The sequence below is a fragment of the Zhihengliuella salsuginis genome (genome assembly GCF_014651715.1).
Taxonomy (GTDB): domain Bacteria; phylum Actinomycetota; class Actinomycetes; order Actinomycetales; family Micrococcaceae; genus Zhihengliuella; species Zhihengliuella salsuginis.
Genome location: NZ_BMXK01000007.1, coordinates 93,856 through 113,634, shown reverse-complemented (window position 1 = coordinate 113,634; position 19,779 = coordinate 93,856). Strand labels below are relative to the sequence as shown.

General features: G+C 65.7%; 19 protein-coding genes. 16 read left to right on the top strand and 3 right to left on the bottom strand.

Annotated features, from left to right (window positions below; translation table 11 throughout):
- The 7 genes from IE069_RS09325 to IE069_RS09295 all read left to right on the top strand — a co-directional run bounded on the left by IE069_RS09325 (position 1) and on the right by IE069_RS09295 (position 5,490).
- Positions 1-519: a MaoC family dehydratase gene (locus IE069_RS09325; protein ID WP_189349869.1), complete on the top strand. Its 519-nt coding sequence runs from the start codon at positions 1-3 to the stop codon at positions 517-519.
- Positions 516-1,364 (top strand): HpcH/HpaI aldolase/citrate lyase family protein, encoded by an 849-nt coding sequence (locus IE069_RS09320; RefSeq protein ID WP_189349868.1) that lies wholly within the window; start codon positions 516-518, stop codon positions 1,362-1,364. Before IE069_RS09325 ends, IE069_RS09320 begins: the two co-directional genes overlap by 4 nt.
- Positions 1,365-1,408: 44 nt before the next feature.
- Complete coding sequence (locus IE069_RS09315; RefSeq protein ID WP_189349867.1) at positions 1,409-1,840, top strand: MarR family winged helix-turn-helix transcriptional regulator; 432 nt, start codon at positions 1,409-1,411, stop codon at positions 1,838-1,840.
- A gap of 32 nt (positions 1,841-1,872) precedes the next feature.
- Entirely contained in the window at positions 1,873-2,295 is a 423-nt protein-coding gene (locus IE069_RS09310; RefSeq protein WP_189349866.1) for an organic hydroperoxide resistance protein, read from the top strand.
- Between the two features lie 126 nt (positions 2,296-2,421).
- Positions 2,422-2,844, top strand: coding sequence for a hypothetical protein (locus IE069_RS09305; RefSeq protein WP_189349865.1), 423 nt, complete (start codon positions 2,422-2,424; stop codon positions 2,842-2,844).
- Positions 2,845-2,893: 49 nt separating this feature from the next.
- Positions 2,894-4,102 carry a 1-deoxy-D-xylulose-5-phosphate reductoisomerase gene (gene dxr, locus IE069_RS09300; protein WP_229791071.1) on the top strand — a complete coding sequence of 403 codons (1,209 nt, stop codon included), beginning with the start codon at positions 2,894-2,896 and terminating at the stop codon, positions 4,100-4,102.
- On the top strand, positions 4,099-5,490 hold the full coding sequence (locus tag IE069_RS09295) for a M50 family metallopeptidase (protein WP_189349863.1): 1,392 nt from the start codon (positions 4,099-4,101) through the stop codon (positions 5,488-5,490). Before dxr ends, IE069_RS09295 begins: the two co-directional genes overlap by 4 nt.
- Before the next feature lie 15 nt (positions 5,491-5,505).
- Here IE069_RS09295 and IE069_RS09290 read toward each other — a convergent pair whose 3' ends face one another.
- A complete protein-coding gene (locus tag IE069_RS09290) occupies positions 5,506-6,492 on the bottom strand; it encodes a Gfo/Idh/MocA family protein (protein ID WP_189349862.1) in 987 nt (328 codons plus the stop codon).
- A gap of 199 nt (positions 6,493-6,691) precedes the next feature.
- On the opposite strand from IE069_RS09290, the gene IE069_RS09285 reads away from it, so the two are divergent.
- The 4 genes from IE069_RS09285 (at position 6,692) to IE069_RS09270 (ending at position 10,392) form a co-directional block, all read left to right on the top strand.
- Positions 6,692-7,777 (top strand): Gfo/Idh/MocA family protein, encoded by a 1,086-nt coding sequence (locus IE069_RS09285; protein ID WP_189350019.1) that lies wholly within the window; start codon positions 6,692-6,694, stop codon positions 7,775-7,777.
- 117 nt (positions 7,778-7,894) lie between these two features.
- Positions 7,895-8,194, top strand: coding sequence for a YciI family protein (locus IE069_RS09280; RefSeq protein WP_189349861.1), 300 nt, complete (start codon positions 7,895-7,897; stop codon positions 8,192-8,194).
- A gap of 178 nt (positions 8,195-8,372) precedes the next feature.
- Positions 8,373-9,524, top strand: a complete 1,152-nt coding sequence (gene ispG, locus IE069_RS09275; RefSeq protein ID WP_189349860.1) for a flavodoxin-dependent (E)-4-hydroxy-3-methylbut-2-enyl-diphosphate synthase — start codon at positions 8,373-8,375, stop codon at positions 9,522-9,524.
- Between the two features lie 46 nt (positions 9,525-9,570).
- A complete protein-coding gene (locus tag IE069_RS09270) occupies positions 9,571-10,392 on the top strand; it encodes a GNAT family N-acetyltransferase (protein ID WP_229791053.1) in 822 nt (273 codons plus the stop codon).
- On the opposite strand, the gene IE069_RS09265 is transcribed toward IE069_RS09270, so the two are convergent.
- Together IE069_RS09265 and IE069_RS09260 are read right to left on the bottom strand one after the other, a co-directional pair.
- On the bottom strand, positions 10,389-11,009 hold the full coding sequence (locus tag IE069_RS09265) for a PIN domain-containing protein (protein ID WP_189349859.1): 621 nt from the start codon (positions 11,007-11,009) through the stop codon (positions 10,389-10,391). The genes IE069_RS09270 and IE069_RS09265 overlap by 4 nt on opposite strands.
- Positions 11,010-11,035: 26 nt before the next feature.
- Positions 11,036-11,473 carry an excisionase family DNA-binding protein gene (locus IE069_RS09260; RefSeq protein WP_189349858.1) on the bottom strand — a complete coding sequence of 146 codons (438 nt, stop codon included), beginning with the start codon at positions 11,471-11,473 and terminating at the stop codon, positions 11,036-11,038.
- 64 nt (positions 11,474-11,537) lie between these two features.
- Between IE069_RS09260 and IE069_RS09255 the strand changes: the two genes are divergently transcribed.
- The 5 genes from IE069_RS09255 (at position 11,538) to IE069_RS09235 (ending at position 19,722) form a co-directional block, all read left to right on the top strand.
- Complete coding sequence (locus IE069_RS09255) at positions 11,538-13,064, top strand: type I restriction-modification system subunit M (protein ID WP_189349857.1); 1,527 nt, start codon at positions 11,538-11,540, stop codon at positions 13,062-13,064.
- Positions 13,061-14,227, top strand: coding sequence for a restriction endonuclease subunit S (locus IE069_RS09250; RefSeq protein WP_229791052.1), 1,167 nt, complete (start codon positions 13,061-13,063; stop codon positions 14,225-14,227). The genes IE069_RS09255 and IE069_RS09250 overlap by 4 nt, the downstream gene beginning before the upstream one ends.
- Complete coding sequence (locus IE069_RS09245) at positions 14,227-15,159, top strand: restriction endonuclease (protein WP_189349856.1); 933 nt, start codon at positions 14,227-14,229, stop codon at positions 15,157-15,159. The genes IE069_RS09250 and IE069_RS09245 overlap by 1 nt, the downstream gene beginning before the upstream one ends.
- Before the next feature lie 35 nt (positions 15,160-15,194).
- Positions 15,195-16,145, top strand: a complete 951-nt coding sequence (locus tag IE069_RS09240; protein WP_189349855.1) for a nuclease-related domain-containing protein — start codon at positions 15,195-15,197, stop codon at positions 16,143-16,145.
- A 97-nt stretch (positions 16,146-16,242) separates the two neighbouring features.
- Positions 16,243-19,722 (top strand): DEAD/DEAH box helicase family protein, encoded by a 3,480-nt coding sequence (locus IE069_RS09235; RefSeq protein ID WP_189349854.1) that lies wholly within the window; start codon positions 16,243-16,245, stop codon positions 19,720-19,722.
- Positions 19,723-19,779: the final 57 nt, after the last annotated feature.

Genomic DNA, 19,779 nt, shown 5'->3' with positions numbered 1-19,779 from the left:
ATGGGCGAGGAAACCGCGGGCCGGCGGGTCGAGCAGCGGGGGCTCTACCTCGACGAGGTCCGGGCCGGCGACGTCTACGTGCACAGCCCCGGCCGGACGATGACCGAGACCGACAACGTCCTGTTCACCACGATGACGATGAACACGCAGGCGCTGCACCTCGACGCCGCCTGGAGCGCGAAGCAGCCGTTCGGTGCCCGGCTCGTGAACTCGATGTTCACGCTGGCGACCCTCATCGGCCAGTCGGTCGCCCAGGTCACCCAGGGGACGATCATCGCCCAGCTGGGCCTGACCGACATCCGCTTCCCCAAGCCGCTCTTCCACGGCGACACCCTCTACAGCGAGACGGAGATCGTCGAGGCGCGGCCGTCGTCGTCCCGCCCCGGGCAGGGCGTGGTGACCATGAAGCACACGGGACGCAACCAGGACGGCGTGATCGTCGCGGAGGCGACGCGGTCCTGCCTGATGTGGGAGCGCGAAGCGCACGCCAAGGCGCTCGCCGGCGAGGTTCAGGCGTGAGCTCCGAATTCGGCCTGGGCCCGGCGATCCTGTTCTGCCCGGCGGACCGCCCGGAGCGGTACACGAAGGCGCTCGAGCGGGCCGACGCCGTGATCGTCGACCTCGAGGACGCGGTGCTGCCGGACGCGCGCACCGCCGCCCGCGAGCACGTCGTGGCTGCGGCCTTGGACCCCGAGCGGGCCATCTTGCGCGTGAACCCGGTCGGCACCGCCGACTTCGCCGCCGACGTGCGCGCGCTCGAAGCCTCCGGCCTGAGGCACGTCATGCTGGCGAAGACGGAGACCCCCGAGCAGGTGCGCGAGCTCGCCGGCTACCGCGTCATCGCCCTGATCGAGACCGCGCTCGGCGTCGTCAACGCCGCGGCGATCGCGACCGAGGAGAACGTCGTCGCGCTCATGTGGGGCGCCGAGGATCTCATCTCCTCTCTGGGCGGCACCTCCAGCCGCCGGCCGGTCCGCGGTGAGTCGGTGGACGACGACGGCGGGCCGCGGCTGGGCGGGTACCGTTCCGTCCCGGCGCAGGCCCGGGCGCAGGTCCGGCTGGCGGCCGGCGCGTTCGGGAAGGCGGCGATCGACTCCGTCTACCTCGACCTCGCCGACCACGGCGGCCTCGCCGCCGAGGTCGAGGACGCCGTCGCGCAGGGTTTCGCTGCGACGGCGTGCATCCATCCGGGCCAGGCCGAGGTGATCCGCGCCGGCTACCGACCGAGCGCCGAGCAGCTCGAATGGGCCCGTGCCCTGCTGGCCGAGGCTGCAAAGAGCGCGGGGGCGTTCGGCTTCCGCGGGGAGATGGTGGACGAGGTGGTGCTGAAGAGGGCGCGGCTCATCGTCGGACGCGGGGCCTGAGCAGTTAAATTGTGCACAACTAAATTGTGCGCTATCTTTAATGCATGCCCGAGAATCCGCCACGCGACCCCCTGGCCCTCGACGCGCAGCTGTGCTTCCCCGTGTACGCCTCGCAGCAGCGGATCGCATCCGCCTACCGCGAACTGCTGGCGCCGCTGTCGCTGACCTACCCGCAGTACCTCGTCATGCTGGTGCTGTGGGAGGGCGACGGTCTGCTCGTCTCCGAGATCGGCGACCGCCTGCACCTGGACAGCGGCACCCTGTCGCCGCTGCTCAAGCGGATGGCCGGCGCGGGGCTCGTCGAGCGGCGCCGCGACGACGCCGACGAGCGGCGGGTGCGCGTGCACCTGACCGGCGAGGGCGCAGGGATGCGCCGGCGGGCCGAGGGCATCCCGGCCGAGCTCTTCGGCCGGCTGGGCCTCACGATCGACGAGGCCATCCAGCTGCGCGGCCTTCTGTCCAAGCTGTGCTCCTGACGCCCCGGCGTCGCCACCTGAAAGGAATCCCCATGAACCCCCTCTACACCGCAGAAGCCCTCGCCGTCGGAGCCGGCCGCGACGGCCGAGTCACCACCCCCGACGGCCGGGTCGACCTCGGACTCGCCGTTCCGGCAGCGATGGGCGGATCCGGTGACGGTTCCAACCCGGAGCAGCTCTTCGCCGCCGGATACTCGGCCTGCTTCCACAGCGCGCTCGCGCTCGCCGCGCGGGAGCGCAAGGTCAAGATCACCGACTCGAGTGTGGGCGCCCGCGTCCACATCGGCAGCAACGACGACGGCGGCTTCGGCCTCGCAGTGACCCTCGAGGTCGTCCTTCCCGGGATCGAGCCGGATCTCGCCCGCGAGCTCGCCGATCGCGCCCACGAGGTCTGCCCTTACTCCAACGCGACCCGTGGCAACATCGAGGTCGACGTGCAGGTCGCCGACGATTGACCCGTCCCCGTGCCGACCTGTGAAGACTCACAGGTCGGACGCGCCCGGTGAGGATGTGACACGGGGGCGCCGGTTTGGCAGATTGGACCCGATCCATCAGCCGAAACTCATCCTCAGGGGAACCACATGAAATCCATTATCGGTGCCATCATCGGCGCCACACTGGCGTCGATCGCGGGGGCGGAGGCCTATGTCACCGTCATGCCGCGCCTGCAGGCTGCCTATCAGCGGTACGAGATCGACCCGATCTCGGCCTCCCTCTATTTGGGTGGCATCCCTGCTCTGTTCCTGGTCGTCGCTTTCATCCTGCACTACTGGGGAGGTCGTCCCAGCCGCGCTGCCGGCGTCGCCGGGCTCGGTTTCACCTTCCTGTGCGTGGCCTCCTACTACGCAGCCGGACTCCAGTTCGGCGCGGAGCGGTTCGGTTACCACAGCACCGTCGTCTTCGGGCTCGTCCTGATGTATGGCTGGAGCATCATCGTCGGCGACGGCCGCCGGCGCGGGCGAGCCGGAACGGCGGAACGAACCCTCGAGGACGCGACTGCCTGAACGCGTCTGGAAGAATGGGCGCGTGAGTGAATCAACCTTCTGCTTCCCCCTGGACGACCTCGCGGACGCGCGCCCGCGCCGCGTCGCCCTGATCGGGTCGACCGGCTCGATCGGCACGCAGGGCGTCGAGGTCATCGCCGGCGCGCCCGACCGCTTCGAGGTCGCGGCGCTGGCCGGCGGCGCGAACCTCGGCCTGCTCGCCCGGCAGGCCGTCGCGAGCCGCGCCGGGGCCGTGGGTGCCGCGGCGGGAACCGTCGACGATCTCGCCCGCGCGATCGACGAGGCCGCCGAGGCGGCGGGGGAGCGCGGATACCGGCCGGAACTCTTCGCTGGACCCGACGCCGCGGCGAGCATCGCCGGGTGGGAGGGCGCCGACGTCGTCTTGAACGGCATTACCGGGTCCATCGGCTTGGCCCCCACGCTCGCCGCGCTGCGCGCGGGGCACCTGCTCGCCCTTGCCAACAAGGAGTCGCTCATCGTCGGCGGCGCCCTGGTCAAGGACTGCGCGCGCCCAGGCCAGATCATCCCGGTCGACTCCGAGCACTCGGCGCTCGCCCAAGCGCTGCGCTCCGGCGGTGCCGGCGAGGTCTCCAAGCTCATCGTCACCGCCTCCGGGGGTCCGTTCCGCGGCCGCACCCGCGACGACCTCGCCGCCGTCACCCCCGAGCAGGCGCTCGCGCACCCGACGTGGGACATGGGCCGGGTGGTCACCACGAACTCGGCCACCATGGTCAACAAGGCGCTCGAGGTCATCGAGGCGCACCTGCTCTTCGACATCCCGCTGGATCGGATCGAACCGGTGGTCCACCCGCAGTCCGTCATCCACTCCATGGTCGAGTTCGTCGACGGCTCGATCATGGCGCAGGCCTCGCCTCCCGACATGCGGCTGCCGATCGCCCTCGGCATCGGCTGGCCGCACCGCGTCCCGGGGGCGGCCCACCCTGTCGACTTCACGTCCGCGGCGTCCTGGACGTTCGAGCCGCTCGACGAGGACACGTTCGGCGCCATCCGCCTCGCCAAGCAGGCCGCCGCCGCCTCTGACACCCACATGGCCGTCTACAACGCGGCGAACGAGGAGGCCGTCGAGGCCTTCCACGAGCGCCGGATCGGCTTCCTCGACATCGTCGACACCGTCGACGCGGTGGTGGGGGAGTACGACGCCGGCACCGTCGCGGGTGCCGAGCTCACCGTCGAGTCCGTGCTGGCCGCCGAGGCCTGGGCACGAAACGCGGCCCGCAATCGTTTGGGAGAGATGTGAGCATCTTGTTGTTTGTCGCCGGCGTCCTGGTCGTCCTGATCGGGATCGCGGTGTCGATCGCCCTGCACGAGGTGGGCCACCTGGTGCCCGCCAAGTTGTTCGGCGTGCGCGCCCCGCAGTACATGATCGGCTTCGGCCCCACTCTCTTCTCCAAGAAGAAGGGGGAGACCGAGTACGGCGTGAAGGCCATCCCGCTCGGCGGCTACGTCGCCATGATCGGCATGTACCCGCCGGCGAAGGGCAAGGGCGACGTCGGGACCACCGACGTGGGGGCGTCCGCGGTCGAGGCGGCCCGGCCGACGAGCACCGGCGTCTTCCAGCAGCTGGCCGACGACGCCCGCCGCGCCTCCGCCGAGCAGCTGCAGCCGGGCGACGAGAACCGCATGTTCTACAAGCTGCCGGTCTACCAGCGCATCATCATCATGCTCGGCGGTCCGCTGATGAACCTGATCATCGCGTTCGTGCTGCTGGCGATCCTCATCAGCGGCGTGGGCACCTATCAGAACACGGTCCGTCTCTCCGAGGTGCACCAGTGCGTCGTGAGCGCCGCCGTCCAGGCCGAGCGCGCCGAGGCAGGCGACGAGTCCTGCCGCAGCGGCGACCCCCAGGCCCCCGCCTACGCCGCCGGCCTGCTGCCCGGCGACACGATCACGGAGTACGACGGCGCCGCCGTCGCCGAATGGGACTGGATGCGGCTGACCGAGATGATCCGCGCGACTGCGGGCGAGGCCGTCCCGGTGACCTACGAGCGCGACGGGCAGACGCTCACCACGACCATCACCCCGATGCTGACCGAGCGCCCCGAGCTCGACGCCATCGGCCGCCCGGCGACCGATTCCGACGGCAACGTGAAGATGACCGAGGTCGGGTTCGTCGGCATGGGCTCGGAGCAGCAGCTGATGACGCTGCCGGTGACGGAAGTTCCGGAGAAGGTGGGCGAGAACATCCAGGCCGTCGCCGACGTCGTGCTGGACCTTCCGGCGCGCATGGTCGCGGTGGGCAAGGCGGCCTTCACGGACGCGCCGCGCGACGTCAACGGCCCGATCTCCGTGGTGGGTGTGGGGCGGATCGCCGGCGAGGTCTCCGCGATGGAGGAGATCCCCCTGCAGGACCGGGCCTCGACGCTGGTCGGCCTGATCGCGAGCCTGAACATCGCGCTGTTCGTGTTCAACCTGATCCCGCTGCTCCCGCTCGACGGCGGCCACGTCGCCGGCGCGCTCTGGGAGGCGATCCGGCGGGGCTTCGCCAAGGTCTTCAAGCGCCGGGACCCGGGACCGGTCGACATCGCGAAGATGCTGCCGGTGACCTACGTGGTGGCCGGGCTGCTCCTGACGATGGGCGTGCTGCTGATCTACGCGGACATCGTCAAGCCGGTCCAGCTCTTCTAGCCGCCCGGACGGTTCCTAGGGGGATTCCTGCGGGTAGGCGAGGCCGACCTGCTCGCGGATCGTATCGAGCGTGCCCATGATCTCCACCGACTCGTCGAGCGTGAGCTCGTCGCCTTCGAGAGTGCCGGCGGCGACGAAGCGCTCGGCGGCCAGCGCTTGGAACTGCATCCCGCGGCCTTCGATCCCGGTGACGAACCGCTCGACGACGGCGCCGTCGGCGCCGTAGTGCGTGAAGTCCGCGGCGGCGTACCAGACGGGATCGATCTCGATGCGGCCGGCCGTGCCCAGGATCCACGCGCGGTTGGGGCCGGCCGAGCGCGCGGCGGAGACCGTCGTCGAGACGGCCCCCGAGGCGTGCGTGAAGAGGGTCGCGATCTCGGTGTCCGCCCCGGTCTCGCCGAAGCGGGCGGACGCCTGGATCGTCTCCGGCCGGCCGAGGACGTCCCAGGCGAAGGAGACGGGGTAGATCCCCAGATCGAGCAGGGCGCCGCCGCCGAGGGCCAGCGCGTTGATCCGGTGCCCGGGGTCGGTCGGCAGCGACTGCGTGTGGTCGGCGGAGAGCGCTCGGACCTCGCCGATGGCTCCGGAGCCGATGATCTCGCGGATGCGGATCATGTGGGGCAGGTAGCGGGTCCACATCGCCTCCATGAGCAGCAGCCCCCGAGACCGGGCCGTCTCGCGCAGGGCGATCGCCTCGGCCTGGTTGAGCGTGAACGGCTTCTCGACGAGAACGTGCTTGCCGTGCTCGAGGGCGAGCAGCGCGTTCTCGTAGTGCCACGGGTGCGGAGTGCCGACGTAGACGATGTCGACGTCGTCCGCGGCGGCCAGGTCGGCGTATGAGCCGTACGCGGACGGGATCGAGTACTCTGCGGCGAACGCCCGCGCGGAGTCGATGGAGCGCGATCCTACGGCGGTGACGGTCAGTCCGGCGGCCCGCGCGTCACGAGCGAACATCCGCGTGATCCCGCCGGTGGCGAGGATTCCCCAGCGCAATGAAGTCATGTCCGCGAATGTATCACCCGGGGCGCCGCGCGGGGCGCGGGTGAAGGCGTTGCCGGAGACGATTGTGAAGGGACCTCTCCGACTTATGTGGACCACCGTCGAAAGTCGCCTTAGGGTTGGCGGAGTGACGCCGGCCACACCGGACGCGCCGCCGGCCTGCCGAGAGGGATAGAACACCGTGACCAGCCTGAACCAGCGCATGGGAGTCGGCATCGTCGGCGCCGGAACCATCAGCGACCAGTACCTCGAGAATCTGACGGTGTTCGCCGACATCGAGGTGCGCTTCATCGCCGACCTCGACACGGACCGCGCCGCGGAACAGGCCGCGAAGTGGTCCGTCGACTCCTCCGGCACCTACGACGAGCTGCTGGAGCGCGACGACATCGAGATCGTCGTCAATCTGACGATTCCCGCAGTGCACGTCGAGGTCGCCCTGAAGGCGGTCGCAGCCGGCAAGCACGTCTGGGGCGAGAAGCCGTTCGCGCTGGACCTCGAGTCGGGCCGCGAGCTCCTCGCGGCGGCGCAGGCGAAGGGGGTGCGCGTCGCCGTGGCCCCGGACACCTTCCTCGGAGCCGGCATCCAGACGGGCCTGCGCCAGGTCGGCTCCGGCGCCATCGGCGCTCCGCTGACGGCGCTGGCCCTGTTCCAGACGCCCGGGCCCGAGGCCTGGCACCCGAGCCCCGAGTTCCTGTTCGCGCGCGGTGCGGGGCCGCTCTTCGACCTCGGGCCGTACTACCTCACCACCCTCGTGCAGGTCTTCGGCCCCGTGGACCGGGTGGCAGCCGTCGGATCCCGTGCCCGCGAGACCCGCCTGATCGGGTCGGGCCCGAAAGCGGGCACGGAGTTCCCCGTCGAGGTGCCGACGCATGTCAGCGCGCTGCTGAGTTTCGCCTCCGGGGCGAGCGCGCAGTGCGTTTTCAGCTTCGACTCGAAGCTCGTGCGCATGGGATTCGTCGAGATCGCCGGCACCGAGGGTACTGCGGTCTTCCCGGACCCGAACGAGTTCGACGGCGACACCGTCCTGCATACGGGCGGCGGGGAACCGGTCGTCGTCCCGGCCGCGGGCTCCACCTACACGCGCGGCACCGGCATCGTGGAGCTCGCGCAGGCGATCCGCGCAGGGCGTCCCGAGAGGGTCCCCGGGGAGCTCGCCTTCCACGTGCTGGACGTCATGGTCTCGCTGGCCGAGGCTGCCGAGACGGGTGCCTTCGTGGACGTGGGATCCACGGTCGAGCCGTCGGCCCCGCTGGACCCGGCATGGGACCCCTCCGTCGCCAGCTCCTGACCGCCCGGACGCCGGGAGGGAAGGGCGCGCCGGGTCGGGATCCGCCCGTGGAAGCAACTTTCGACGCGGCCTTCTCGAAGCAGCGAGGAGGAGCTCGTGGAAAGTACACTGGCGGCCATGAGTCTATTTTCCGTCGAATACGTCTACGCCCCCGAGACCGATGAGGCACGTGCGCAGCACCGCGGCGCCCATCGCGAGCTGCTGGGCGCGCAGACGGACCCCGAGACCGTGAAACTCGTCGCCTCCGGCCCCTACACCGACGGCTCGGGCGCGCTGTTGATCTTCGCCGCCAGCGGCGAGGACGCGGTCAACGACGTCATCAAGCGCGACCCGTTCGTCTCGGAGGGGTTTGTCGCCAACGCCAAGGTGACCGAGTGGGACCCGGTCACCGGCGAACTGTCCGGGTACGCCTCCTAAAGTGCCAACCACCGGGACCGCGTCCGCCACGAGCTGAATGGTGGTCGCGGTCCTCACACTTTCCATCGCTCCCGCAGCGGGGGCGCGTAGGATGGATGGCGAGCGGAAGTCTGCTCCGCCGTCGCAAGAGACGGGCGGGCCCCGCCCACGACTATTCATTTACGTCACAGGAGGATCCGTGACCGCCGTCAGCCTCGGCATGCCGTCTGCCCCGCCGCCCGTCCTCGCACCGCGGCGCAAGACCCGCCAATTCAATGTCGGCAGTGTGGGCGTCGGATCGGACTCCCCGGTCAGCGTCCAGTCGATGACGACGTCGAAGACGCACGACATCAACGCCACCCTGCAGCAGATCGCCGAGTTGACGGCCTCCGGCTGCGACATCGTGCGTGTGGCCTGCCCGACCGACAAGGACGCGGAAGCGCTCCCGATCATCGCGATGAAGTCCCAGATCCCCGTGATCGCGGACATCCACTTCCAGCCCAAGTACGTCTACGCCGCGATCGAGGCCGGCTGCGGCGCGGTCCGCGTCAACCCGGGCAACATCCGCAAGTTCGACGACCAGGTCAAGGAGATCGCCGCGGCCGCGAAGGACCACGGGACCTCCATCCGCATCGGCGTCAACGCCGGCTCGCTTGATCCGCGCCTCCTGCAGAAGTACGGCAAGGCCACCCCGGAGGCGCTCGTCGAGTCCGCCATCTGGGAGGCCTCCCTGTTCGAGGAGCACGGCTTCCACGACTTCAAGATCTCCGTCAAGCACAACGACCCGGTGATCATGGTCCGCGCCTACGAGCTGCTGGCCGAGTCAGGCGACTGGCCGCTGCACCTCGGCGTGACCGAGGCCGGGCCCGCGTTCCAGGGCACCATCAAGTCGGCTACGGCCTTCGGCGCGCTGCTCTCGCAGGGCATCGGCGACACGATCCGCGTCTCCCTCTCGGCCCCGCCGGCCGAGGAGGTCAAGGTCGGCAACCAGATCCTGGAGTCGCTGAACCTGCGCCCGCGGAAACTGGAGATCGTCTCCTGCCCGTCCTGCGGCCGTGCCCAGGTCGACGTCTACACGCTGGCCGACGAGGTCACCGCCGGGCTCGAGGGCATGGAGGTGCCGCTGCGCGTGGCCGTCATGGGCTGCGTCGTCAACGGACCGGGCGAGGCCCGCGACGCCGATCTCGGTGTCGCCTCCGGCAACGGCAAGGGGCAGATCTTCGTCAAGGGCGAAGTCATCAAGACGGTTCCCGAGGACCAGATCGTGGAGACCCTGATCGAAGAGGCCAACCGCATCGCAGAAGAGATGGAACCGGTTGAGGGCGGCACCCCCTCCATCAGCGTCTCTTAGGACGCCGAAGCGCTCCATCGGGCCGGGTGACCGCCTCACCCGGGCCGTGCGTGTGCTCTCCGGCGAGGACACCGCGGACCTGTCGGGCCTGGTCGACCGCGATCCGGTCGCCCACATCTTCGTGCGGGCGCAGCTCGACGTGCACGGTTCCGCCGCGCCGGAGGGCGGCCCCCTCGTCCTCGGCTATTTCGACGACGGCCAGCTCACCAGCGCCTGCTGGGTCGGGGCGAACATCGTCCCGCTCAACTGCACCGCGCTCCAGGCCAAGAGGTTCGGCGAGGCCGTCCTCCGCCTGGGACGCTCCTTCTCCTCGCTCTTCGGCCCGGCGTCCGCGGTCCGGGGGATGTGGGAGGTCCTGCGCTTCGGCCCCCAGACCGCCTTCGACATCCGGGCCAGCCAGCCCCTGCTCGCCACGGGCTGCCCGCCGGCGGTGCCCCCGGCGGCCACCGTGCGCCCTTCCGTGCCCGAGGAGTACGACGCCGTCCTGCCGGCCTGCGCGGCCATGTTCCAGGAGGAGCTGGGCTACTCGCCGCTGGGCGGCGGGGGAGGAGCCTACCGGCAGCGCGTGCGCTCCCTGATCGACCAGGGGCACTCGTTCGTCGATATCGCCCCCGACGGCGCCGTGATCTTCAAATCGGAGCTCGGGACGGTCACCCGCCACGTCACGCAGATCCAGGGCGTGTGGATGAGCCCGGAGTTCCGCGGCCGCGGGCTGGCCGCCGGCTACATGGCCGCCGTCGTGCGCCACGCGCTGATGATCGCTCCTGTCACGAGCCTCTACGTCAACGACTTCAACGCCCCCGCCCTCGCCGCCTACCAGCGGGTGGGCTTTGAGAAGGTCGGGGACTTCGCGACCGTCCTGTTCTAATCCAGAGCAGTCGCTTTTTGGACCCTGGCGTAGATTTTCCCGATGTCCAGATTCTGCAGATGCTCGGCAACGACTCGGGCGAATTCCACAGCTCCGCTCTGCTTGAGTCTGCCGGGCAGATCGAACTCGGGCTCCTTCTTGATGAGGTATTCGACCTGTCGCTCGATCACCTCACGTACGCATTCTGGGGCGGACTCATTGACCAGCAGCAGAAACTCGTCTGGTGTGAAGACTTCGTAGCTGGCGTTGTCGTCGTCCATGATGTCTTGGAAATCCTTGACATTGCTGGTAACGAGGATGCTGGCACCACACGCCAGAGCCGCGCCGTGGACGTGCGCGTCGTGCGGATCGCTGAACAGTGCCGGGTCAGGTACTTCGTAGTCGCGGACGAGTCCATCCGGGCCGAATGCTCTTGAGATGCTCTCGCGGACGTGAGCGATTTGACCGCCGGTCAGGTCAGGCCTGGCCTTCCGAATGGCATGGATAGCTTCGGCCATGATGTCTTCCGTCCACCGGCAGGCGAAGAGCTCTCCTGCCGGTGATGTGCTCAGAAGCGCGATCCAGTCGCGCAGGGTGCGCGAGTACAGGACATTGGCGTCGACGAGTACTTTCTGCATGCGTCAGATCCACTGGCCCGCTGAGATCATGGGAGATCCAGTTCGTCGCCCAGTTCCATCAGCTCCAAGGCAGCCTCGCGTCGTTCGGCGCGACGCTTCCTCCGCAATGCCAGGACATCATCCGACTTCAGCCGGTGATGAGAGCCAGTCATCGAAGAGCTGAGATCCCCCTGACGAATCATCTTCATCACGGTTGGCCGGGAGACATTCAGGAGCTCCGCGGCGGTATTGGGTGTGATCTGTGCTGGGAGGCTGCCGATCGTGACCGGTCGACCTTCCGCCAAGCGGTTCAGAAGACGTTCCAGAACGCGTGTCGTATGGGCGGGCACCGTCGAGCTGTGGTCGGAACGGCGCACCTCGAGGCTTGTGCCATCACCGAGGAGGGCTGCGAATTTCCGGAGGGCCTGCAGGTCCGTGTCGGACAGGAGTTGCCTCTCTGTCGGGCCGAGGAGTGCAGTAGTCATGTGTCAACTGTAGACCCATTGCAGTTATAACTGCAACAGGCTATTTCGGACTAAGGTGGTGTCCATGATTACCGGGGAACTCAAGTCACAAGTCGATCAGCTCTGGAACACGTTTTGGTCCGGCGGCATCTCGAATCCGATTGAGGTCATCGAGCAGATCACCTACCTGATGTTCCTGAAGCGGCTCGACGAGGAGCAGCTGCGTCTTGAAAAGAAGGCCAATCTCACCGGGACGCAGATCGACAGCCCGATCTTCCCCAACGGGACCGACAAATTCGGCCGGTCCTACCGTGACCTGCGCTGGTCGGTCTTCAAGGACTTCTCTCAAGAGGAGATGTACCGCGTCTTCACCGAGTCCGCATTCCCGTTCATTCGCGAGGAGTTGACGAAGGCCGCCGAGGGGGCGGACACCGCGTTCAGCCACCAGATGCGGGATGCGCGCTTCACGATCACCAAGCCGCATCTACTCCAGAAGGCCGTCGATCTGATCGGCGCGATCAACATGGACGATCGCGACACCAAGGGCGACCTCTACGAGTACATGCTCTCGAAGATTGCTTCAGCTGGCACCAATGGCCAATTTCGCACACCGCGGCACATCATCGAGCTGCTGGTGGCCATGCGCGAGCCGAAGACGCTGGAGCGGATCTGCGATCCGGCCATGGGCACCGCCGGCTTCCTCATGGCCGCGGGCGAGTACATCCGCGAGACCAACCCGGAGATGATGTTCGACGCCCATCGGCGGACGTTCTTCAACTACGAGCAGTTCCACGGCTTCGACTTCGACGCCACCATGCTGCGCATCGGCGCTATGAACCTGCTCCTGCACGGCATTGAGAACCCGGTTATCGAGGACCGCGACTCGTTAGCCGATCTTCACTCTGCCGACACTGAGAAGTACGACCTCATCCTCGCGAACCCGCCCTTCGCCGGGAGCCTGGACTATGAGAACACGTCGAAGGAGCTGCTGCAGGTCGTCAAGACCAAGAAGACCGAGCTGCTGTTCCTCGCGCTCTTCCTGCGTCTGCTGAAGCCTGGTGGCCGGGCGGCGGTCATTGTGCCTGACGGCGTGCTGTTCGGTTCGACCAAGGCGCACAAAGACCTGCGGAAGCAGATCGTGGAAGACCAGATGCTCGAGGGAGTCGTGAAACTGCCCTCCGGCGTCTTCAAGCCCTACGCGGGAGTCTCCACGGCGGTGCTGTTCTTCACCAAGACCAACTCCGGTGGCACTGAGGGCGTCTGGTTCTACGACGTGCAGTCGGATGGCTTGAGCCTTGACGACAAGCGAACCCCGCTTCCAGAGGGCACGTCCAATCTGCCGGAGGTTCTCGAACGATGGCAGGCCGTGCGAGGTGCCTTCGGCGAAGAACGTGCGACGGCGGAGCGCGCCAGGGAGCGCACCGAGCGTTCGTTTGTGGTCCCCAAGAAAGACCTCGCGGACAACGACTACGACCTCTCGATCAACCGCTACAAGGAGATTGAGTACGAGGATGTCGAGCACCGTGCTCCGGAGGAGATTATCGCGGACCTCGAGAAGCTCGAGGCTGAGATCGCAGAGGGCCTTGCGGAGCTGAAGGGATTGCTCAGATGAGAACGGTCGAGCTAGGTGAGTTGGTACGACCTGCACCGAAGAGAATCGCTGGAGACGTCGTGTATCCAGTGCTTTCGATGACGATGCGGGATGGACTTGTTCATCAGGCAAGTAAATTCAAGAAAACAGTCGCTGGCAAAGATCTATCGGCGTATCGTGTGGTTGAACGCGGCCAGCTGGTTGTTGGCTTTCCAATTGATGAAGCCGTACTGGCCTTCCAGCGGATTGTACACGAGGGTATCGTCAGTCCCGCGTATGGAGTGTGGGACATCGTTGACGAGAGTTCTGTCGACCGCGACTACCTTGAACGTTATCTTCGGTCCTCTCGGGCAATATCCTTCTACAAGTCGAAGCTTCGGGGCTCGACAGCCCGTCGGCGCTCACTTCCTGGCCCGGTGTTCAAGAGCATGCCGATTTCGCTTCCTGAATTTCCGGAGCAGCGGCGCATCGCTGACATTCTTGACAGGGCGGATGCGCTCCACGCCAAGCGCAGGGAGGCCATCGCCCACCTCGACACTCTCGCTCAGTCGATCTTCCACGAGATGTTTGGTGGGCGGACGGCTTCGGCGACGGTCGAAGGAATTGCGGCATCGGAGAAATCGAGTATACGTACGGGTCCGTTCGGTAGCCAGCTTTTGCACGACGAGTTCGTTGATTCAGGTGTCGCTGTGTTGGGCTTGGACAACGTTGTGGGAAACGAGTTTCGCTGGGGACAACGTCGCTACATTACGGCGGAGAAGTACAAGCAGCTCGAGCGCTATACTGTCCATTCGGGAGATGTTCTCATAAGTATCATGGGAACCACGGGACGATGCGTGGTAGTTCCGAGTGGTGTGCCGCAAGCGATCAATACGAAGCATATTTGTGCAATTACAGTCGACCAGACCAAGGTCCTTCCTTCTTTCCTCAGGGGGGCGTTTCTCTGGCATCCAGAGTCGCGGATTCATCTGCTTCGTCAAGCCAAGGGAGCAATTATGTCTGGGCTAAATATGGGAATTATAAAGTCAATGCCTTTGCCGCTACCTCCTTTGCGTGAGCAACATGAATTCGTCAGCAGAGTCGAATCAATCGATTCATTGAGAGATTGCTTGCGCATAGCACAAGAAACAGACGAAAGATTATTCGTGTCGCTACAAGAACGGGCATTCAAAGGAGAACTCTGATGGGGCATGATCACAGTGAACTTGAGTCCGAAGTGCCGATCTGGCCCCACATGGTTCGTTCCGTTCTTGCTGTTCTCTACGACGGCCGAACAATCGCGCGTCGCGACCTCGTAGCAGGAGTCATAGAGGAGCTGAATCTGTCGCCCGCTGCTAAGGCCGAGACGCTGAACACGGGTGGAAGCCGTGCAGAGCAACGAATCGGTTGGGCGATCAGCAACCTCGCAAAAGCCGGGTGGATCGAGCGCCCCGAACGCGCAATGTACCGCGTCACCGAGCAGGGTAGGGCTTGGCACGATGCCAACCCGGATGGAATCGAGAGTTTCGGCGAGGCCAGGCTGCTTTTCCGAGAATTTTGGCCCAAGAAAGGCACCGCTGACGACAAACCGGACACCGTCGTCGCTGATGAGCTCGTCGCAACCGACCCGGTAGAGCAGATCGAATCAGCTATCGACCGAATTCACGGCGAGGTCGGCGAGCAGCTGCTCAACCGGCTGCGTGAGAGCCACCCCGACTTCTTCGAGGAGGCAGTGGTCAAGCTACTCCTTGGAATGGGGTACGGCGGTGCCGAACAGCGTGGCATGCGCATCGGCGGCACGGGTGATGGTGGCGTGGATGGGCTGATCGACCAGGACCCGCTCGGGCTTGACCGGCTCTATGTGCAGGCCAAGCGCTACGGGGACGGCAACACCGTGGGGCGTGAACAGATCCAGGCGTTCATTGGTGCTCTTCACGGGTTCGGAGCCGCGAAGGGTGTTTTTATTACGACAAGTGCGTTCACGAGGCATGCGCGAGAGTATGCGGGGGCTATACCTACACGGGTGATTCTTATCGATGGTCAACGCTTGGTGAGCCTCATGATCAAGTACCGCGTCGGTGTCCAGACCAAGCGGACATATCACGTCGTGGATATCGACGAAGACTTCTTCGAGTAAGACGCTCCCAGCGACGTGGAAAGGTATTGCACCGCATGACACCGATGGATTGGCTGCCGTGGGGCCTGACGGTCCTGCTCGCGGCTGCGCTGATTGGCTATGCGGTGATTCGCCGTCGGCAGGCTGCTCGAATCGCAGCGGCGCATGATGCCCGCGTCGCGGCACTGACGGAAGCTCACAAGCAAGAGTCTGGACAAGCATCCGCAGAGCACCGTCGCACACTCGAAAAATCAATGACCCAGCTTGCCGAATTGCAATCGAGCGCCGCCAACGATCAAGCCGAAGCGAAGGCCCGCGAGAAGCAGCTTCACACCTATCTAGCCAGCTCGTTGGACTATGACTTGGAATCTCGTTTGGCGCTGCTCGAAGCCTGCAGGCAGCAGAAACTTGATGGCGTCATGCTGACGAACCTCGTCTTCCTCAGGGGAAGGCCGACCCGTGGCCATTACTACCGGCGACAGATCGATCACATCATCGTCACCACCGAAAAAGTCATCCTTATCGAGAACAAGGGGTGGAAGGGGATCGTCTGCGACGGGAAGAAGCCGTCAACGCTTCACCGAGATCTTGGGTCACTCGTTGCAGCAGAAGACCTTGGTGATCACTTCGCCATTCATATTGGTGGTAGCCAGGGGCGGATCCGAATCGCAACGAGTGGCAACGAGGACAAGGGGCAAGTGCCGGTTCTCCAGGCGAAGCGGCAGGCGAACGACCTTCGGGTCTTCGCGAGTGAACTCGGCCTCACTCTGAGTTGGGTCGAAGCGTGCGTCTTTTACTCGCACCCGGAGGTCAAATTGCATGCTGCCGATTTCCAGACGACCTGGAACGTCCGTGTGTTCGACCGGAATCGGCTGAGCTACATCCTCAAGAGCAGCCTAGGTCCCCAACGCGTTGACGTTGAGAGCGTGATGCAAGCACTCGAGCCCTACGCCGGTGATAGCACGGGGTTCGGAAGCTTCGCCGCAATGCGACCTTCGAGGATCTGACGGCCGGGGATCATGGAGAGCGCGATTCACTCCTGTGCTGAGCCAGCATGGCCGACCGTGGTTGTGTAATGCCGGTAGGCTGACAAGCAAGGACGCTTTGAGCACGCCGCAGATTAAGGGGAAACGCGTGGCGCAGACTAGTCAGCCGGAATCCAACTTCGGATTCTTAAAAGCGCAATGGCCAGCCATCGCCGACCAAGCCCACCGTGCTGAGTTCTTCGCCTACCGAGACGCGCGCGTCAGCCTCATGTACGCGCGACGCGCGCTAGAGCAACTCGTTGGCTGGATGTACGAGTACGACGCCACCCTCAAACGGCCGCTTAAAGACGACCTCAACAATCGGCTCAACGAGTTCACGTTCCAGAAACTTGTCCCCGTGGCGGTCCGCGACCAAATGCACGCCGTCCGCAAGATCGGCAACACCGCTGTTCATACCCAGTCGCCGATCTCCGTCCCGGCCGCTGCGGCGGGACTGACCGGACTCTTCCGCATCACCGTCTGGATCGGCCACACCTACGCCGAGAATCACGCTAGTCGGGTCGCCACCGGAACGTCCCTCGATCTCGAACGATTCCGACCCACACCGGCCGAACCCGCCCAGCCGAGTAAGACGCAGCCGGAGGTGGCGAAGCTGGCCGCCGAACTCGAAGCCGCCGGCGACGAAAAGGAGAAGCTCCAGTCGGAGCTCGACGCCGCCCGCGCCGAGCTCGAGCGCATCAAAGCCGCCAATGCCGAACAGAAGATCCCTGAGCTCGACCTCGGTGGCCTGGACGAGGCCGCCACACGTGTCTACATCGACCTCCAGCTGCGTGAAGCCGGTTGGGACGTCGACGCGCCCCGGGCGCGCGAATTCCAAGTCACCGGACTGCCGCCGGGATTCGGCAGCAAAGATGGCATCGGCTACGCCGACTACGTGCTCTGGGGCCGGGACGGCCGCCCGCTCGCCGTCCTTGAAGCCAAGAAAGCCTCAGCCAGCCCGAAGAGTGGCGAGGAGCAAGCACGCCTCTACGCCGACGCGCTCGAGCGGCAGTTCGGCCGACGCCCCGTCATCTACTACTCGAACGGCTACGAGCATTGGGTGTGGGACGACGCTGCCTTCGGAACCGTCGGCGCCCATCGCGACGGCTACCCGCCGCGACGCATCCTCGGTTTCCATACCCGTGATGAGCTCGAGCTCATGATTGAACGACGCACCGGGCGTAAACGCCTCGCGACCGCTCCGGTGCCCGCCGGCATCGCCGACCGCCAGTACCAGCAGGAGGCCATCCGCGCCGTCGCCGAGACCTTCGATGAACACCGCCGCAAAGCGCTGCTCGTCATGGCGACCGGAACGGGGAAGACGCGCACCGTCGTCGCACTCGCCAAACTCCTCATGGAGGCGCGCTGGGCCAAGCGGGTGCTGTTCCTCGCTGACCGCAACGCGCTGGTCAACCAGGCGAAGAAGGTCTTCGGACAATTGCTCTCTGGCTATTCGCCAGCGCGCTTGGGGATTGGCCACGACGACGCTTCCTCCTCGCGCCTCCACTTGGCCACTTACCCCACAATGATGAACATGATCGCGGCCTCGACGGAGGGCAGGGCCCTCGGCGCGGACTGGCGGGGGATCGGCTACTACGACCTGGTGATCATCGACGAGGCTCACCGCTCCGTCTACCAGAAGTACGGGCGGATCTTCGACTACCTCGACTCTTACCTCGTCGGTCTGACGGCGACGCCCCGGGACGAGATCGACAAGAACACCTACGGCCTCTTCGAGCTCGAGAGCGGAAAACCAACCAGCGCCTACCCGCTCGAGCAGGCGATCGAGGAGGGCTACCTCGTTCCGTACTCAGTGCGGAACATCGAGCTCGGATTCATGCGCCGCGGCGTCAAATACGACGAGCTGAGCGAAGAAGAGCGGGCCGAGTGGGACACCTTTGAATGGAGTGAGGACGGAGACATCCCCGACTCCGTGGACACCTCACACCTGAACAAGTGGCTTTTCAACGCGGACACCGTCGACAAGGTCCTGGAAGTCCTCATGTCCCAGGGGCACCGTGTCTCCGGCGGTGACGTCATCGGCAAGACGATCGTCTTCGCTAGGAACCAAGACCACGCAGAATTCATCAAGGAGCGCTTCGACGCCAATTACCCGCAGCACAGCGGAGACTACGCGCGCGTGATCACCCACAGCGTCAACCACAACCAGATGCTCATCGATTCCTTCGCTGAACCGGAGAAGCGCCCTGAGATCGCCATCAGCGTTGACATGCTCGACACCGGCATAGACGTGCCCGACGTTGTGAACCTCGTCTTCTTCAAAGAGGTCAAGTCAAAGACCAAGTTCTGGCAGATGGTCGGCCGCGGTACCCGCCTGCGCCCGGATCTCTACGGCCCGGGAATGCACAAGAAGGACTTCATCATCTTCGACGTCTGCGGCAACGTCGACTTTTTCAACGCAGGGGGAGACGCACCTGAGACGCGTCTTGTGCACTCGCTTGCCGCGCGGACGTTCACCACCCGCGCCCGGGCGCTCGTCGCCGCCGGCCGGATCGGATACGACGGCGCCTACATCGCCGACCTGCGCGACACACTGCACGGCCAGGTGCGTCGGCTCGAACGCGGCAACTTCCTAGTTCGCCCGCATTTGGCCGCCGTCGAGAAGTTCTCTGAAGGACAGGCATGGGACGGCTTGAGCGACGTCGACGAAGTCGAGGCCGAGCAGGAGCTGTCAGGTCTCGCGGATACCTTGCCCGTCCAGGGGAGCCACGAGGCACGCCGCTTCGACCTGCTGGCGTTGAGTCTGCAGCTCGCGGCGCTGACGCACGACGAGTCGGCTGCGCTCAAACTTGGCAGGCAGCTGAGCGCCCTCGCCGGCGCTCTGGCGGAGCGGCTCCACGAGACCTCCATCGGCAAGCACCGTCAGGTCATCGAGGCGATCCTCGATATCGAAGACACAGGCGTCGCGTGGTCGGGGCAGGACCCAGCGTGGCTTGAGCGCGTCCGCACCGCGCTGCGTGACTTGATTCCCGTGCTGGAGAAGGCCAAGCGCAAGCCTGTTTACTCTGACTTCGAAGACACACTCATCGGCGTGAGCGACGGCGAGCTAACGGCGCCCAGCCTCGACATCGAGAACTACCGCTTGCACATCAAGGCCCACCTCGAGAAGCATCTGGACCATCTGGTCATCCAAAAGCTCCGCCGAGGCCGCCCGCTGACGGACCAGGATCTGGAAACCCTCGAATCGCTGGTTCTCGAGGACGGCAAAGTCCCGGCTTCGAAGCTGCACGAACTCGCTGGGCAAGACCTCGCGTCCTTCATCAAGTCTCTCGTGGGGCTCGACCGCGATGCCGTCCGCGAATCGTTCGCAGAATTCGTCGTCGGCTCTATACTCGACACCCGCCAGCAGCAGATGCTGAACATGATGGTGGACCACTTGACGCGCAACGGCCGCATGACTCTCGACATGCTCTTCTCGCCGCCCTACACCGACATCGCCCAGGATCCACTGGTCCTCTTCGACGAGGGAACCCTCTACAACTTCCGCACGGTCATGGAGCGCTTCAGCGGGACGAAGGCCGACGACCTCGCAGGGTAGCACCGGAGGGTCGGAACAGCCCTGTTCTAAGCAGCCCGGAGGCTGACGATATCGGGC